17 protein-coding genes are annotated in these 16,933 nt (G+C 35.9%); 14 read left to right on the top strand and 3 right to left on the bottom strand.

Annotated features, from left to right (window positions below; all coding sequences use genetic code 11):
• Position 1: 1 nt before the first annotated feature.
• On the bottom strand, positions 2-1,138 hold the full coding sequence (locus AAT17_RS08160; RefSeq protein WP_060523580.1) for an SPFH domain-containing protein: 1,137 nt from the start codon (positions 1,136-1,138) through the stop codon (positions 2-4).
• A 189-nt stretch (positions 1,139-1,327) separates the two neighbouring features.
• Here AAT17_RS08160 and AAT17_RS08165 point away from each other — a divergent pair, with 189 nt between their 5' ends.
• Positions 1,328-4,270 (top strand): BspA family leucine-rich repeat surface protein, encoded by a 2,943-nt coding sequence (locus tag AAT17_RS08165; RefSeq protein WP_060523581.1) that lies wholly within the window; start codon positions 1,328-1,330, stop codon positions 4,268-4,270.
• A gap of 137 nt (positions 4,271-4,407) precedes the next feature.
• Here AAT17_RS08165 and AAT17_RS08170 read toward each other — a convergent pair whose 3' ends face one another.
• A complete protein-coding gene (locus AAT17_RS08170; RefSeq protein WP_060523582.1) occupies positions 4,408-4,770 on the bottom strand; it encodes a hypothetical protein in 363 nt (120 codons plus the stop codon).
• 102 nt (positions 4,771-4,872) lie between these two features.
• Between AAT17_RS08170 and AAT17_RS08175 the strand changes: the two genes are divergently transcribed.
• Together AAT17_RS08175 and AAT17_RS08180 are read left to right on the top strand one after the other, a co-directional pair.
• A complete protein-coding gene (locus AAT17_RS08175; RefSeq protein WP_060523583.1) occupies positions 4,873-5,754 on the top strand; it encodes a M23 family metallopeptidase in 882 nt (293 codons plus the stop codon).
• Complete coding sequence (locus tag AAT17_RS08180) at positions 5,754-7,250, top strand: GH3 auxin-responsive promoter family protein (RefSeq protein ID WP_060523584.1); 1,497 nt, start codon at positions 5,754-5,756, stop codon at positions 7,248-7,250. The genes AAT17_RS08175 and AAT17_RS08180 overlap by 1 nt, the downstream gene beginning before the upstream one ends.
• 1 nt (position 7,251) lies before the next feature.
• On the opposite strand, the gene rsmI is transcribed toward AAT17_RS08180, so the two are convergent.
• The gene (rsmI, locus tag AAT17_RS08185) at positions 7,252-7,920 is read right to left on the bottom strand and encodes a 16S rRNA (cytidine(1402)-2'-O)-methyltransferase (RefSeq protein WP_060523585.1); all 669 of its coding nucleotides are present in this window, start codon (positions 7,918-7,920) and stop codon (positions 7,252-7,254) included.
• Positions 7,921-8,001: 81 nt separating this feature from the next.
• On the opposite strand from rsmI, the gene AAT17_RS08190 reads away from it, so the two are divergent.
• The 11 genes from AAT17_RS08190 (at position 8,002) to AAT17_RS08235 (ending at position 16,918) form a co-directional block, all read left to right on the top strand.
• The gene (locus AAT17_RS08190; protein WP_060523586.1) at positions 8,002-8,358 is read left to right on the top strand and encodes a hypothetical protein; all 357 of its coding nucleotides are present in this window, start codon (positions 8,002-8,004) and stop codon (positions 8,356-8,358) included.
• 267 nt (positions 8,359-8,625) lie between these two features.
• Complete coding sequence (locus AAT17_RS08195; RefSeq protein WP_060523587.1) at positions 8,626-9,294, top strand: succinate dehydrogenase cytochrome b subunit; 669 nt, start codon at positions 8,626-8,628, stop codon at positions 9,292-9,294.
• A gap of 2 nt (positions 9,295-9,296) precedes the next feature.
• Positions 9,297-11,300: a fumarate reductase/succinate dehydrogenase flavoprotein subunit gene (locus AAT17_RS08200; RefSeq protein ID WP_060523588.1), complete on the top strand. Its 2,004-nt coding sequence runs from the start codon at positions 9,297-9,299 to the stop codon at positions 11,298-11,300.
• A gap of 55 nt (positions 11,301-11,355) precedes the next feature.
• On the top strand, positions 11,356-12,102 hold the full coding sequence (locus AAT17_RS08205) for a succinate dehydrogenase/fumarate reductase iron-sulfur subunit (protein ID WP_042277010.1): 747 nt from the start codon (positions 11,356-11,358) through the stop codon (positions 12,100-12,102).
• Between the two features lie 72 nt (positions 12,103-12,174).
• Positions 12,175-12,435: a hypothetical protein gene (locus tag AAT17_RS13575; protein WP_367379273.1), complete on the top strand. Its 261-nt coding sequence runs from the start codon at positions 12,175-12,177 to the stop codon at positions 12,433-12,435.
• Positions 12,436-12,441: 6 nt separating this feature from the next.
• Positions 12,442-13,311 carry an aminotransferase class I/II-fold pyridoxal phosphate-dependent enzyme gene (locus AAT17_RS08210; protein WP_367379290.1) on the top strand — a complete coding sequence of 290 codons (870 nt, stop codon included), beginning with the start codon at positions 12,442-12,444 and terminating at the stop codon, positions 13,309-13,311.
• A 45-nt stretch (positions 13,312-13,356) separates the two neighbouring features.
• Positions 13,357-13,824: a hypothetical protein gene (locus tag AAT17_RS08215; protein ID WP_060523589.1), complete on the top strand. Its 468-nt coding sequence runs from the start codon at positions 13,357-13,359 to the stop codon at positions 13,822-13,824.
• 161 nt (positions 13,825-13,985) lie between these two features.
• Positions 13,986-14,879, top strand: a complete 894-nt coding sequence (gene cyoE / locus AAT17_RS08220) for a heme o synthase (protein ID WP_060523590.1) — start codon at positions 13,986-13,988, stop codon at positions 14,877-14,879.
• Positions 14,879-15,457, top strand: a complete 579-nt coding sequence (locus AAT17_RS08225) for a cytochrome c oxidase subunit 3 (protein ID WP_253279758.1) — start codon at positions 14,879-14,881, stop codon at positions 15,455-15,457. Before cyoE ends, AAT17_RS08225 begins: the two co-directional genes overlap by 1 nt.
• Positions 15,458-15,508: 51 nt before the next feature.
• Positions 15,509-16,513 (top strand): cytochrome c oxidase subunit 3, encoded by a 1,005-nt coding sequence (locus AAT17_RS08230; RefSeq protein ID WP_060523591.1) that lies wholly within the window; start codon positions 15,509-15,511, stop codon positions 16,511-16,513.
• 21 nt (positions 16,514-16,534) lie between these two features.
• The gene (locus AAT17_RS08235; protein ID WP_042277024.1) at positions 16,535-16,918 is read left to right on the top strand and encodes a cytochrome C oxidase subunit IV family protein; all 384 of its coding nucleotides are present in this window, start codon (positions 16,535-16,537) and stop codon (positions 16,916-16,918) included.
• Positions 16,919-16,933: the final 15 nt, after the last annotated feature.

Genomic DNA, 16,933 nt, shown 5'->3' on the forward strand with positions numbered 1-16,933 from the left:
ATTAAGAATTAGGTAATGGCGGTGGTGTAGTTCCTCCTAAAAAGACTTTTAATTCATCAATGTCCTTAAGAGCTTTCCAACCGTCTAATCCTGCGCGCCATATTAAAGTTTCTTTGTTCACGGTTCTTCCTGCAAATAAAGCTCTTAATTGTTCAAAAGGAACAGGTCCGGCTTGTGCGCCGTTGAGTGCATAAAAGTATTGAACAGCCTGCGGTAATGGTGGTGGCGCCACAGGCGCTGATTGAGTTTGAGGTGCGGCTGTTGTTCCAGCTGTTGGATTCATCATGCCGCCCATTTGTTGGGCTAGAACAAATCCCATTCCCATTCCCATTCCGGCACCAGCAGTTCCTCCTTCATTTGCTGCTGCCGCTTCGATTGCCTTGGCCGTTTTGAATTTTGTAAGCTTGTCTAGGTCTAACTTATCAATACGACTGTACTCAAAAATCTCTTTTTTAAGATCTTCTGGCATCGATACATTTTCAATGTAAAAACGCTCTAGTGAAATACCTACGCCCAAAAATTCAGGCTGCATTACTTCCTTGCAGGTTTCAGAAAGTTCTGATGTATTTGCAGCGTATAGTTCAATAGGTAAATTAGCTTCTCCTACAGTGTCAGTAAAACGTGTGGCGATCAGACTTTTTAAGTGTTCATTAATCTCAAAGTTGGTAAAATTGTTATCAGTCCCTACAATGTCAATGATAAACTTACCTGGATCATTAATTTTAAATGCATAAGTACCAAAGGCTCTTATTTCAACTAATCCAAATCTATCGTCGCTTAAGGTAATTGGGTTTTTAGTTCCCCATTTTTCATCAGTGAATAAGTGCGTGTTTACAAAGTAAACCTCTGCTTTAAATGGCGAATTAAAACCATACTTCCATCCTTTTAAAGTTGAAAGAATAGGTAGGTTTTGAGTAGTCAGATCGTACGTTCCTGGTGTAAATACATCTGCAAGTTGTCCTTCATTCACAAAAACCGCAGCTTGTCCTTCACGTACGATTAGTTTGGCGCCGTTTTTTATTTCGTTTTGATAGCGTTCAAAACGGTGTGCAATAGTATCGTCGGTATAATCCAGCCACTCAACAATATCAATAAATTCGTGGCTTAATTTCTCTTTTATTTTATCAAAAATACTCATGGTGGTAGCTTTTTATTATAGCGTAGTGAAGTTAGTGAAATTTACGCTTTCGCGAAAGCATAAACTATAACAACCTTTTAGGGGAATTAAATGTGATGAATCCACAAATTATCCTAACTACAAATATTAAGAACTACCATACAAATAAGATGAGTAAAAGCCTTATTTTCGTGTCATTAACCACCAACCATGAAAAAACTAATAGTATTCATCTCTTTTCTTTTTATAGGATTTCAATCCATTGCGCAAACTCCTGATGATTTTGTGTTTACTGTTGATGTAACTAATAATTATCTTGATTTATATATAGATCCAGAAACGGTAGCCATAATTGACTGGGGAGATGGTCAACAAGAAACAGTGAATGACCTAGGATTTGAAATCAATGTTAGTCATAATTATGCAACAAATGGTGTCAAAACAATTTTTATAAGCGGTTTATTAGATACGGCAGGTTTCAAAAACACCTCTTTAAATATTACAATGAGTCAATGGGGATTTTCACAATGGAAAACTATGAACAATGCCTTTTATAATTGTAAAAACTTAACGATTAACTCTGCGGATTCTCCTAATTTATCATTAGTCACGGATTTATCTTATATGTTTTTTGGTGCGGATAATTTCAATTCCGATATATCTAGCTGGGATGTTTCCAATGTTACCAATATGCGTTATATGTTTCGCGAAACATCTTTTAATCAGTCACTTAATAATTGGAGTGTTTCAAATGTTACTGATATGAGCTTTATTTTTTCTCTGTCTCCTTTCAATCAGCCTTTAGATAATTGGGATGTTTCTAACGTCACCGATATGACCGATATGTTTTCAAGTGCTTCTAGCTTTAATCAACCTCTTAATAATTGGAACGTTGCTAATGTTACTAACATGCAACAGATGTTTGCTGGTGCTTTATCTTTTGATCAACCTTTAAATAACTGGAACGTATCAAATGTTACAAATATGCGTTTGATGTTCTCAGAAACTCCTTTCAATCAGCCTTTAGATAATTGGAATGTATCAAATGTTTCAGACTTGAGCCGTATGTTTCGTGAGGCAAGTAATTTTAATCAGCCTTTAGATAATTGGGATGTATCAAATGTCACAAATATGAGTTTTATGTTTCAACGTGCAGTCAGTTTTAATCAAACCCTTGATAATTGGAACGTTTCTAATGTTCAAAATATGTCAGGTTTATTTAATAGTGCTGGTATTTTCAATCAAGCACTTAGTAATTGGGACGTTTCTAATGTTACTGACATGAGTAAAATGTTTGAAAACGCTCCTTTATTTAATCAACCTTTGGACAACTGGGATGTCTCAAATGTTACTGATATGTCCAATATGTTCAGTAAAACAGATTCCTTTAATCAGCCGTTAAATAATTGGAATGTCTCAAATGTTACTGACATGTCCTCTATGTTTAGAGAGGCAATTGCATTTAATCAGCCTCTAGATAATTGGGATGTTGCTGAGGTTAGCACTTTCCAAAGTATGTTTGCAGAAGCTACTAACTTCAACCAAAATATTTCAACATGGAATTTTAATCCCGTTAGCTTGAATAATGATCCACAAGTTGCGAATTTTCTTCGGCTTTCATCTTTCGGATATTTATCTGGACTTGACGTAGATAACTATGATAGATTATTGCAAAAATTCGTTCAATTAAATCTTTATAATTACAGTTTTAGTTCTGAATTGAATTATTGCGATAGTTTTAATAGAAACATACTATTACAAAATGGATGGAGTTTATTAGGAGATTCGCTAGATGTAAATTGTCCAGACAATGGTATTGATGGCTTTGTCTTGTATGATATGAACAATAATGGTTGTAATTCTAACGATGTTATTCTTCCTAACACTGGAGTAAATATTTCCAATGGTTTGACAACTTTAGTTCTTTACACCGATAATAATGGTAATTATTCAACCACCTTATCTGATGACACATATACCATTTTCCCAATTATAAATACGAATCTATTTGCTGCAACACCAGCAACGGCAACTTTCACCGCAGCCAATCAAAACACCACCACTCAAGATTTCTGCCTTACCGCAACCACACCTACAGACGATTTAGAAATCACTATTTTACCTTTAGAAGAAGCACGACCAGGTTTTGATACTAATTATAAACTAGTTTACAAAAACAAAGGAAATACCCAGTTATCAGGTAATATCGCATTTACTTATGATGATGATTTTATGGATTTTGTGAGTGCAAATCCCGCCGTGTCATCTAGTAGTGTAGGTAACCTTAACTGGAGTTTTTCAAATCTTGATCCATTTGAAACTAGAGAAATTGACTTTACAATCAATATGAATACACCAACTGATCCTAGCTTCCCATTAAACAGTAATGACATTCTAAACTTCACCGCATCCTTAACGCCTAGTGCAAATGATGCTACTCCTTTGGACAATGTGTTTGATCTAGATCAAACGGTTGTCAATTCTTACGATCCCAATGACAAAACCTGCTTACAAGGTGAAACCATAGAACCTAGTAGGGTAGGTGAGTACGTGCATTATCGTATACGTTTTGAAAATGAAGGTACGGCAAGTGCTATTAACGTGCGTATCGTAGATTATATAGATACTGCTGTATTTGATATCAGCACATTCACACCATTAAGCAGCAGTCATGACTATATGGCCCAAATCACCGAAGGCAACAAGGTGGAGTTTATTTTTGATAACATCAACTTGCCTAACACTGCACCAGCCAGTCAAGGTTATGTGTTGTTCAAGATTAAAACTGTGAGCAGCTTAGTTTTAGGTGATACCATTTCAAATCAAGCTGGTATTTATTTTGACTTTAATTTTCCAATTATTACCAACCTAGAAACAACTACAGTCGCAATGCCATTGAGCAATAGCGACGTTACCGCAATGACAATGAGTTTGTATCCTAATCCTGCTCATGACTCGGTTACCATGACTAGTAACGTGCAATTTGACTCCTATACTGTTTATGACCTACGAGGTGTGTTAATTAGCTCATATATAATGCATCAATCTGGTTACCAAGATCAGATCGATGTAAGTTCTCTAGCATCAGGAATTTACATGATTCAAGTTAACAGTGAACAAGGCAGTATAACGCAAAGATTAATTGTAGATTAATCACGTGAATGCGTTTCTAAAATTCAAAAGGTAAAGTATTTGGATTTAGACTGGAAATCTATTTCAGGAACGGTATTTATAATCTTTTATTTTCGCAAAGGAATAAAAGGATCCTGAACATAGGTTTTTACTTTGAATTACTTCACTAATTGAAGTCGATTCAATTGAACAAGCAAGGAATCAATAAACTCGCGTTGTTCGAGCTGTGACTTGTTAGCAATTTTAATCGTATATACCTCGTTAAAGCTTGTTTGATCAGTAAGGGAGCTGTCTATAATTACATTAAGGTTATCTACTAGTCTAGACATAGGCCAGTCCTTCATCACTAACGAATCGCCGGTCAGTTTTAAAGAGGCTTTACCATATAAACCTAGACCATTTCCACCTTCAATATATCCTTCTAAACTTGAAGTTTTAACTTCTACACGTTTAAAGTCAGTGGAGCAGGAAGTTAAACCAATAAAAAAGAGGAATAAGAGTAAGAAGTTTTTTAAGTTCATGAGGCAATAGCTTTGGGTAAATATAGTTATTAAACGTTATTTAATCAGCTGCTAGTATAGGGAGCTTTTTTGATTATCCTATATTTGTACTAGAAGAATAAAATGGCAAAAAGAAAAAAGAAAAAAGGGAACGAATTCTCTAGAAAAAAGAGTAGATGGACCAGTCACTATCGTATGGTAGTGCTCAATGATGACACCTTTGAAGAACGTTTTTCTTTAAAGCTGAATAGGTTAAACGTATTCTTTATCACTGCCATAAGCGCATTATTGCTTATTGTTTTAACCACCTTACTCATCGCTTTTACGCCTTTAAGAGAGTATATTCCAGGTTATTCTAATGCCAAAACTAAAAGTACTGCAGTTCAATTGACAAAGGAAACTGATTCATTAAGACAAGTGCTGGCGACTAAAGACGAACAATATAACCGAATAAAAAAAATTCTTCTAGGTGACTTAACTTTTGAAGAATATGAAAGTACCACTGCAGAAGATTCTACCACAACAATACAAGCCGTACCAGATTTGTCACCTAGTGAACAAGAAAACGAATTGCGCAATGAGGTTGCAAAAGTTGACCGATACAACATTTTAAACGATGCGAGTGTGCGTACTGAATTTGTTCTGTATACACCTGTATCAGGATCACTAACAGGATCATTCAATCCAGAAGAAGATCACTATGCTGTCGATATCGCAGCGTCTGTAGGAACTCCTATAAAAGCTGCAGCAGATGGAACTGTAATTTTTTCTGGGTGGACAGTTGAAACTGGTTATACGGTGATTATAGAACACGCATTTGGTTTAATAACGGTATATAAACATGCTGGTGAACTTCTCAAACAACAAAATGATCGAGTAGAATCAGGTGAAGTTATCGCTAGTATAGGTAACACAGGTGAGCTTACTACTGGACCTCATTTACACTTTGAAATATGGAGCGATGGTTACCCATTAGATCCAAGTAACTTTATTAGCTTTAAATAATGTCGTTAAAGTCCTTTGCAGCACGCATATTTGCTAAGTTTATCGATCGTAAAACTCGTAAGTGGAGTGAAAATCCAATTGAAGCTCAAAACAAAGTTTTCAAGCATTTATTGGAATCTGCTTCTTCGACTGATTTTGGAAACGATCATAATTTCAAATCCATAAAAACACATCAAGAATTTACAAAACAAGTGCCTGTACGTGATTACGAGGATTTAAGGCCTTATGTGGATAGAGTGGTTGATGGAGAAAGCGATGTTTTATGGCCAGGTAAACCTCTTTATTATGCCAAAACATCTGGAACAACCAGTGGAGCCAAATATATTCCTATCACCAAAGAGAGCATGCCTGAACATATAAAAGCAGCACGCAATGCTATTTTGAGCTACATAAATGAGACCGGTAATAGTCATTTTGTGGATGGAAAAATGATATTCCTACAAGGAAGTCCAGAAATGGAGGATAAAAATGGTGTTCAACTAGGTCGATTGAGCGGTATTGTAGCGCATTATGTACCTGGATATCTTCAGCGCAATAGGATGCCTTCTTGGGAAACGAATTGTATCGAGGATTGGGAAACCAAAGTCGAGGCTATTATCGATGAAACTTTACCAGAAGACATGAGTGTAATTTCAGGTATTCCCAGCTGGGTGCAAATGTATTTTGAACGAATCGTACAGCGCACAGGAAAGCCTGTAGGTGAAGTATTTCCTAACTTCAATTTGTTTATTTACGGTGGTGTAAATTTTGAACCTTATAAGGCTAGATTTGAACAACTTATAGGTAGACAGGTGGATAGTATTGAGCTTTTTCCTGCAAGTGAAGGCTTTTTTGCATATCAAGATACTAGAAATGAAAAAGGTATGCTATTGCTGCTAGATGCTGGTATCTTTTATGAGTTTATTCCTGCAGATCAGTTTTATGATAAAAATCCTCCTAGACTTACCATTGCAGATGTGGAAGTAGGTGTGAATTATGTGATGATTATTTCTACTACTGCTGGATTATGGGCTTATAACATTGGTGATACAATTGCGTTTACTTCAGTTCAACCTTACAGAGTAGTTGTTACAGGTAGAATAAAACATTATATAAGTGCCAGCGGTGAGCACGTAATAGGAAAAGAGGTTGAACAGGCAATGAAAGAAGCTTGTGATGTTCAAGAGGTTATAATCAACGAATTTACTGTTGCACCTCAGTTAAACCCAAATGATGGTGAATTACCATACCACGAATGGTTCATAGAATTCGATCAAAACATGTCTTTTGACAAGAAAAAATTTAGTGCAGATTTAGATCAAGCGCTACGTAATCAAAATAGTTATTACGACGATCTCATAGTAGGTAAGGTTTTACAACCGTTAAAAATAACAACCGTTCCTAAGGATGGATTTAAATCCTACATGAAAACTATTGGTAAATTAGGTGGGCAAAACAAATTACCGCGATTGTCTAATGATAGAAAAATTGCAAGCTTTTTGGAAAGTTTAAGTTAGCCTATATCATTCCTTCCAAAATTAAAACGAACTCTCCTTTGGTTTTTTTAGATTGAAAGTGTGAAATTGCTTCCTGTACTGTTCCTCTAAAATGCTCCTCAAACATTTTAGAAATTTCTCTTGAAACACTTATTTTACGATCAGCTCCCATGTGTTCCATAAAGTCATTTAATGTTTTCCCTAGCTTGTGTGGTGATTCATAGAATATAATGCTGCGCGTTTCTTCTTTTAAAAACAACAACCTTTTTTGTCGCCCTTTTTTAACGGGAAGAAAACCTTCAAATACAAATTTGTCACTAGGTAATCCAGATACGGTTAGGGCTGGCACAAAAGCTGTTGCTCCTGGTAATGCTTGAACTTCTATATTTGATTCAATAGCCTTGCGAGTAAGCAGGTATCCTGGGTCGCTTATTCCTGGAGAACCAGCATCGGTTATTAAGGCCATACTAGTCCCTGCAGCAATTCGTTCTATTATAGAATCACTTATTTTATGTTCATTATGCATGTGATAAGACTGCATAGGAGTATTTATGCTGTAGTGCTGTAGTAATTTTCCGCTAGTACGAGTATCCTCTGCTAGAATCAAGTCAACTTCATTTAGCACATTAATAGCTCTAAATGTGATGTCTTCTAGGTTCCCTATAGGTGTAGGTACAAGATACAATTTCATAATGTGTTACTTAAGAAATTCAAAGATAGTTATATACTTCTCATACTAATAAATACGATGAGCTTCTTCTATCTTTGCATCATGACAAAAGATGAGCTACTAATAAAGAGATGGAAAACGACTGAGAGTTTTTTTCAGGAGCGTTTCGGTGATGGAGAAGAGCTAGATCTAGATGCTATTCTATTTGTTATCGGCGTTCAAGAGTTAGGTCAATTACATAGAAAATTTAAAAAAGATGAGAAATTACAGCTCATGCATATAGCTATATGTAGATTGCTTGAACCATATGGGTATTATGAATTTTCTCATTTTGATGAGGATAAATGGCCGCATTACCTTCTAAAAGAAAAATTACCACCTTTAAAGGCTGGTGAGCAATCTCTACTTATGAAGGAAGCAATAGTGAATTATATGCTAGAAACTGGGGTAATAGACTAATACAGTAACCTTATTAATTTTTATTTAAAAGGATAAATTGTTTAGGTATCTAATTGTTTTTCTCGTTTATCTATATCCATTTCAAAAACAAAATCTTAACGAACTTTTTGCAAGGAAAAGGCCAGTATTTCTACTTAATGCAACGTAAAGTCTAATTTACTTAATTAAGATTCAATCCAAATAAGAGTTTTTAACTCGGCTTGCAATTATAACGATTGAATTCTATCAATTGAGAGGTTATCTTTGCGTGAAATTAAAAATTTATACATGAGCGCATTAGTAAAATCATCACTAGCAAGAAAATGGGTGATGGCATTATCAGGGCTATTTTTAGTAGTGTTTTTAACGCAGCATTTTGTTATTAATATCACGTCAGTAATTGCACCAGATACTTTTAACGAATGGTCACATTTTATGGGTTATAATCCATTAGTGCAATATGTTTTGCAACCAGTTTTAATTGCTGGTATTATCATTCACTTTGTTATGGGTATTGTGTTAGAAATTCAAAATAATAAGGCAAGACCAATAAAATATAAAAGCAGCCCAGGAAATGCTAATGCAAGCTGGGTTTCTCGTAATATGATCATCACAGGACTTGTTGTTCTAGCATTTATGGGATTACATATGTATGACTTTTGGGTTCATGAAATGGCTTATAAGTATGTTGAGGTGAATCCAGAAGACCCAACAAGATATTATGAAGAAACTGTAGAAAAATTTGCTCCTATCTGGAGAGTAGTTCTATATGTTATTGCTTTTGTACTCCTAGCAATGCATTTATGGCACGGTTTCAATAGCTCTTTCCAATCTATGGGAGCAAAGAGTGTAAATAAAGGAGAAGGCTTAAAGAAATTTACTAAGGTTTGGAGTATTCTAATACCAGCAGGATTTATCTTTATAGCATTGTTTCACCATCTAAATCATACAAACTAATTATGTCTGTATTAGATTCAAAAGTACCATCAGGACCACTTGCAGATAAGTGGACGAAACACAAGAATACTATCAATCTGGTAAACCCAGCAAACAAGCGTTTAATTGACGTAATTGTTGTAGGGACAGGTCTAGCAGGTGGTAGCGCAGCGGCTACTCTTGCAGAGCTAGGTTATAATGTAAAAACATTTTGTTATAACGACTCGCCACGTCGTGCGCACTCTATTGCTGCACAAGGAGGTATCAATGCTGCCAAGAACTATCAAGGAGATGGAGATTCAAATTTCCGACTATTCTACGATACCATTAAAGGTGGAGATTACAGATCTCGTGAGGCAAATGTTCACCGATTAGCAGAAGTTTCTGGAAATATTATTGACCAGTGCGTTGCTCAAGGTGTTCCTTTTGCTCGTGAATATGGAGGATTGTTGGACAATAGATCTTTTGGTGGTGTTTTAGTTTCTAGAACATTCTATGCTGCAGGACAAACAGGACAACAATTGCTGTTAGGAGCTTACTCTGCTCTTAACAGACAAATCAATAGAGGTAAAGTACAACCATTCAACCGTCACGAGATGTTAGATCTTGTGGTAGTAGATGGAAAAGCAAGAGGAATTATTGCTCGTAACTTAGTTACAGGTGAGATAGAAAGACATGGAGCTCATGCAGTGGTAATTGCCTCAGGAGGATATGGTAATGTTTTCTTCCTTTCTACAAATGCAATGGGTAGTAATGTTATGGCTGCTTGGAGAACGCACCGTCGTGGAGCTTTCTTTGCAAATCCATGTTTTACACAAATTCACCCTACTTGTATACCAGTGAGTGGTGAACACCAGTCTAAATTAACTCTGATGTCCGAATCGCTACGTAACGATGGGCGTATTTGGGTTCCTAAGGATCTAGAAGATGCAAAAGCTATTAGAGAAGGTAGGTTAAGAGGTGTTGATTTACCAGAGGAGAAAAGAGATTACTACCTAGAAAGAAGATATCCAGCATTTGGTAACCTTGTACCGCGTGATGTTGCATCTCGTGCAGCAAAAGAGCGATGCGATGCAGGATATGGTGTAAATAAAACAGGTAATGCTGTTTATCTAGATTTTGCAGCTTCATTCTTACGATATGGTAAGATAGAAGCCTTAACTAGTGGTAAGAAAAACGCAACCGAAGAGGAAATGATTGCTTTAGGTAAAAAAGTAATCGAGAAAAAGTACGGTAACTTATTTGATATGTATCGTAATATTACCGATGACAATCCTTATGAGGTTCCTATGAAAATATTCCCAGCGGTTCACTATACAATGGGTGGATTATGGGTAGATTATAATTTACAAACAACAGTGCCAGGTTGTTTTGCAGCAGGTGAGGCAAATTTCTCTGACCATGGTGCAAATAGATTAGGAGCAAGTGCCTTGATGCAAGGACTGGCTGATGGTTACTTTGTGTTACCATACACAATAGGAGATTACCTGTCAAATGAAATTCGTACAGGTGAAATTTCTACGGATACGCCAGAATTTGACGAGGCAGAAAAGGATGTGCGCAATCGTATTTCTAAACTTATGAATGGTTCCGGTAAACATTCAGTAGATTATTACCACAAGAAGCTAGGTCTTATTATGTGGAATAAATGTGGTATGTCTAGAAATGAGAAAGAGCTTAAGGAAGCGATGGATGAAATCGCTGAGTTAAGAGCAGATTTCTGGCAAAACGTACGTGTTCCTGGTAGTGCCGACACTAAAAACCAAGAGCTTGAAAAAGCTGGTCGTGTAGCTGATTTCCTAGAATTAGGAGAGCTGTTTGCCAAAGATGCTCTAGATCGTAATGAAAGTTGTGGTGGTCACTTCCGTGAGGAGTATCAAACAGAAGAAGGTGAGGCATTGCGTGACGATGAAAACTACACTTATGTAAGTGCTTGGGAATACAATGAAAACCCACGTGAGGCAAAACTTCACAAGGAGAATCTTGTTTTTGAAAATGTAGAATTGAAAACGAGATCTTATAAATAATTGAATTTTAAATGTTGCGCTTTCGCGAAAGCGTAATCTATAAAATATAGAAAGTATGAAACTTACTTTAAAAATCTGGAGACAAGAAAACGCAAATGCCAAGGGTAAAATGGTTACCTACCAGTTAGATGGTGTAGACGGTGATATGTCGTTTCTTGAAATGATGGATATCCTTAACGAGGATCTTAATAACAAAGGTGAAGAGCCAGTAGAATTTGATCATGACTGCCGCGAAGGTATTTGTGGTGCATGTTCAATGGTGATAAACGGTCAACCGCATGGTCCTCAAAAATTGACAACAACATGTCAATTACACATGAGAAAGTTCAAAGATGGTGATACCATTACTATTGAGCCGTGGAGAGCAGCAGCTTTTCCGGTAATTAAGGATTTAATGGTAGATCGTTCAGCTTTTGATAGAATACAGCAAGCTGGTGGATACATATCGGTTAACACATCTGGTAACACGCAAGATGCAAACGCTATTCCAGTTGAGAAAGAAAATGCCGATGAGGCTTTCTATAGTGCAACTTGTATAGGTTGTGGAGCTTGTGTAGCAGCTTGTAAAAATGCAAGTGCGATGTTATTTACAAGTGCTAAGATTTCTCAATACGCTTTATTACCACAAGGTCAGGTAGAAGCAACTACCCGTGTTGAAAATATGGTGCGTCAAATGGATCTTGAAGGATTTGGTAACTGTACGAATACAGGTGCATGTATGGTAGAATGTCCAAAGGGTATTAAATTAGAAAATATCGCACGTATGAATCGTGAGTATCTTAAGGCTGAAACTATAGGATAACACACAATTTAAATAGAACTTAAACCTCTCTTGCTTATTTTTAACAAGAGAGGTTTTTTTATTTACTTATTTATGATCAATTCCAAATTACCACATGTTTCTACGACCATATTTACCGTGATGAGTGATCTGGCACGAGAGCATGGTGCAATTAATCTATCACAAGGATTTCCTAGCTTTTCAACAGATGATCACTTAAAATCATTAATCAAAAATGCGATTACTAATGACCACAATCAATATGCACCCATGCAGGGTTTGTTGTCAATTAGAGTTTCCTTAAGTAATTTGATTCACAATTGCTATGGAGCTATCTATCGACCAGATGATTAAATTTGTATTACTGCAGGAGCTACCCAAGCTATATTTACAGCGATACAAGCGATAGTTCATCCTGGAGATGAAGTCATCTACTTTACACCAGCCTATGATTGCTATGAGCCAGCCATTCAATTAGCTGGTGGTATACCTGTACCTATAAGCATGGATGTGCAAAACTTTACGATAGATTGGGATCTAGTGAAGCAAAAAATCTCGAATAAAACGGTGGCTATTATAATAAATACACCACATAATCCTAGCGGAACCGTTATGAGTAAGGAAGATATGCTTTGCTTGCAAAAACTGGTGGTAGACCATGGATTAATTTGTATAAGTGATGAGGTCTACGAGCATATAGTTTTTGACGATAATAAACACATGAGTGCCGCAAGTTTTGAAGGTCTAAAAGAGCGTAGTTTTATAATTGGTAGTTTTGGAAAAACCTATCACATAACAGGCTGGAAAACCGGTTATTGTGTCGCGAGTAAAGTTCTAATGAAAGAATTTTTAAAGGTTCATCAATACCTAGTGTTTTGTGTAAATCATCCCATTCAAGTTGCCCTTGCTGACTATTTGAAAACACCAAAACATTACTTAGAGTTAGGGGCTTTTTATCAACGTAAAAGAGATTTATTTTTAAGTTTACTTAAAGATAGTATGTTTAAATTCTCGCCTGCTCAAGGATCGTATTTTCAGTTATTGGATTATTCATCATTAACTAATGAGCATGACGTAAGTTTTGCAAAAAGATTAACGATTGAAAACAAAATTGCCTCAATTCCTATTTCGGTATTTATGAGTAATGATAATACGAAGAAACTTAGATTTTGTTTTGCTAAAAAGGATGATGAGCTCATACAGGCAGCAAATATCTTAAAAGCACTTTAGTATAATTTGGCTAGATTTATGTAGTCGTTTGTAAAAAGATTAAAAATGAAATGGATGGTTTTAGTGATTGCATTAACACTTGTTAATTGTAAATCAAAAGAAGGAGTAGCAACTATGAATGCAAAAAACAATGAAAATACAATATCTGTGCAGCAATGGAGTGGTGGCGCGCCAGGTTCTGGATCAGGATATTTAATTGATTTTGAAAAAGCATTCTTCGATGAAAAGCCTAGTAAAGTATATTTCAAAGGTTCTTGGACTGATAAGGTATATATCCATCCAGATAAACCTAACTGGTATAGGGTGAGACTCAATAATCAAAAAGGAGACGTGGTGATGCATTCAGATTCTTCAAAAGAGGTTGTAAATGAAATACCTTTCCCTGAAAACGCCGTGCGTAAAGTAGATGACGGTGATATGGCTGTTCTAGTTGGTGATTTATGGATTATTGTAAACAATGTTCCTGTCAAAGAGCCGCTTTTTTATCCCAGCGCACCACCTAGACAGCAGTAAAAGTTTATATTTAAGTACGCTTTCGCGAAAGCGTATTCACACTCACTTTAGAAGAATATTTTTATCGCATTATTCTTGGAAAATATTGTGCGACAATCTGTTAATTCCTTTGCTCAAGGACGACTTCATAAGTATCTTTGCAAACCTTTTAAATTGAGGATTTGAGTCAAACAGAAACGGTTATAAAATCTCCAAGCGCTATTCAAAACTTTGTTGAAATAACAAAGCCAAGGCTATCTGTGGTTGTTGTTTTTTCTTCTATTGCAGGTTATTTTCTTGCTGTTGAAAGCGCAGATTTTCTAGAGCTATTTTATTTATGTGCAGGTGGATATTTTCTTGTAGGTAGTTCAAATGTTTTTAATCAAATTATTGAGCGCGATCGTGATGCTCTCATGAAGCGCACTCAAAACAGACCGCTTCCTACGGGTAGGATAAGTGTGCCTGTTGCTTGGGCTTATGGAATAGCCATGGCCTTTACAGGTGTGTTTTTACTTTATCTTATTAATATACCGACGGCATTTTTTGGTGCTCTAAGTATTGTATTATATGCAGCTATTTATACTCCATTAAAAACGATAACACCCTTGTGTGTTTTTGTAGGAGCATTTCCAGGAGCTATTCCTTATATGCTGGGTTGGGTAGCGGCTAGTGGTGATTTTGGTATAGAGCCAGGTACTCTTTTTATGCTGCAGTTTTTCTGGCAATTTCCTCATTTTTGGGCGATAGGTTGGATGTTAGAAGACGACTATAAAGCTGGTGGTTTTAAAATGTTACCTACAGGTGCTGCCGATAAAGGAACGGCATTACAAGTTGTGTTATATACCATATGGACAGTTTTAATTTCTATAATTCCTGTGTTTAACATCACGGGAGAATTGTACATCACTTGGTACAGTGCAATATTGGTAGGAATATTAGGATTGTGGTTTTTATATTATGCCATCAAATTATTTAAAGAACAAAGTAAAACAGTAGCACGTAAATTAATGTTGGTTAGTGTGAGTTACATTACCCTTATCCAGATAATTTATGTTGCCGATAAATTTTTACGTTAATGACTGATTATACAGAAGTACCTCATAAGGTGAAGTTAGCAAGAAGCAAAAAGCAAATGATGTATTTTGCGATTGCCAGTATGGTAATGATGTTTGCAGGTCTTACCTCAGGTTATCTAGTAAGTAGGCCCAGAAAAGATTGGGTTGAAATAGAATTGCCACAAGAATTTTACTACAGTACAGGAATTATAATTTTAAGTTCGATTGCATTGTGGCTTGCAAAGCGCAGTATTAAAGCTGGAAATAATAAGGGTGCTGTTGTTTTAACGGTTACTACTTTTGTCTTGGGATCTGTTTTTGTCTACATGCAATTCGCAGGTTTTGAAACTTTATATAACCTAAAGCATTACTTTACCGGTCGCGGTAGTAGTGTATCAGCTAGCTTTATTTATATCATTGTTTTTGCGCACTTGATCCATATTGTCGCGGGATTAATAAGCTTAATGGTGATAACATTTAATGCAATTAAAGGTAAGTATAGCTCTCAAAATTATTTAGGATTTGAGCTAGGTGCTATATTCTGGCACTTTGTAGATATTTTGTGGGTATTATTACTTGTGTTTTTCTTACTAGCATAAAAGAATTTTTAGACTTATTTTTGCGACTTATTGAATATCTAATAACTAACTATGGAAACAGCAGTAGCTACTACTGGAACTGAAGGACAAAAATGGGGCGGCGGTGATGCAAAACCGTTAAACGCTAGCTATGGTAAGATGATGATGTGGTTTTTCATCTTGTCCGATGCATTAACCTTCTCAGGATTTCTTGCCGCATACGGTTTTTCAAGATTTAAATTTATTGAAGAATGGCCTATCGCCGATGAAGTGTTTAACCACTTCCCATTTTTACATGGTGTTGATGCACCTATGTTTTATGTGGCGTTGATGACCTTTATCCTTATTGGTTCTTCTGTTACAATGGTGCTAGCTGTTGATGCTGGTCACCACATGAACAAAAAGAAGGTTTCTCTTTACATGTTGCTTACTATAATTGGAGGTTTCATTTTCGTTGGTTCGCAAGCTTGGGAATGGGCAAACTTCATCAATGGTGAGTATGGAGCTGTTCAAACAAACGGTGGTAAAATTTTACAATTTGTAAAGGTTGATGATCATAAAAAACGTGTAGGTCTTGATGAATTTGTTACTGTTGGACCTAGAGATGCAGAGTTTTTAGGTAATAGTGAAGGAATATGGTATGAGTCATCTGGATATCAAGGAACTTATACTATTGAAGAAGTGAAAAATGCTTTTAAAGCTAATCCAGATATTACAATAAGAACACAACAACTTATTGAAAACCCAGAAACTGGTGCTTCAGAGAAGTTAGTTCTTTCTAGAGAAGAAGCGTTAATTAAACTAGAAAAGGATGGTAAAGCTGTAGTTGAAGGTGCAAACCTTACGGTAAACGAGTACGGAGCTCCTCTATTTGCAGACTTCTTTTTCTTTATCACTGGATTCCACGGTTTTCACGTATTTAGTGGTGTGATGATCAATCTAGTGATTTTCTTCAATGTTCTTTTAGGAACATATGAAAGAAGAAAAAGCTATGAAATGGTTGAAAAAGTTGGTCTTTACTGGCACTTTGTAGACCTTGTTTGGGTTTTCGTATTTACATTCTTCTACTTAGTTTAATAATAGATAAAGATTTTTAAAATGGCAGAACACGCACATAAATTAGAGATATTTAGAGGTTTAGTTAAGTTTAAATCAAACACTCAAAAGATTTGGGGTGTACTTATCTTCTTATCTATCGTAACTATTATTGAAGTTGCTCTAGGTTATATAAAGCCAGATATTTTAAACGGTAAATTCCTTGCCCTTAAATGGCTTAACTGGATATTTATCATACTTACTCTTGTAAAAGCTTATTATATTACTTGGGATTTCATGCACATGCGTGACGAGGTAAGTGGTTTGAGAAGAGCAGTAGTTTGGACAGGAGTTTTCTTAATAATCTACTTAATAGCTATACTTCTTGTAGAAGGTGATTACATATATGAGGTTTATAAGAATGCAGCCGTAAGTTTTGACTTCTAATGCTTACTAATAACA

The organism is Nonlabens sp. MIC269, from assembly GCF_001430865.1.
Classification (GTDB): domain Bacteria; phylum Bacteroidota; class Bacteroidia; order Flavobacteriales; family Flavobacteriaceae; genus Nonlabens; species Nonlabens tegetincola.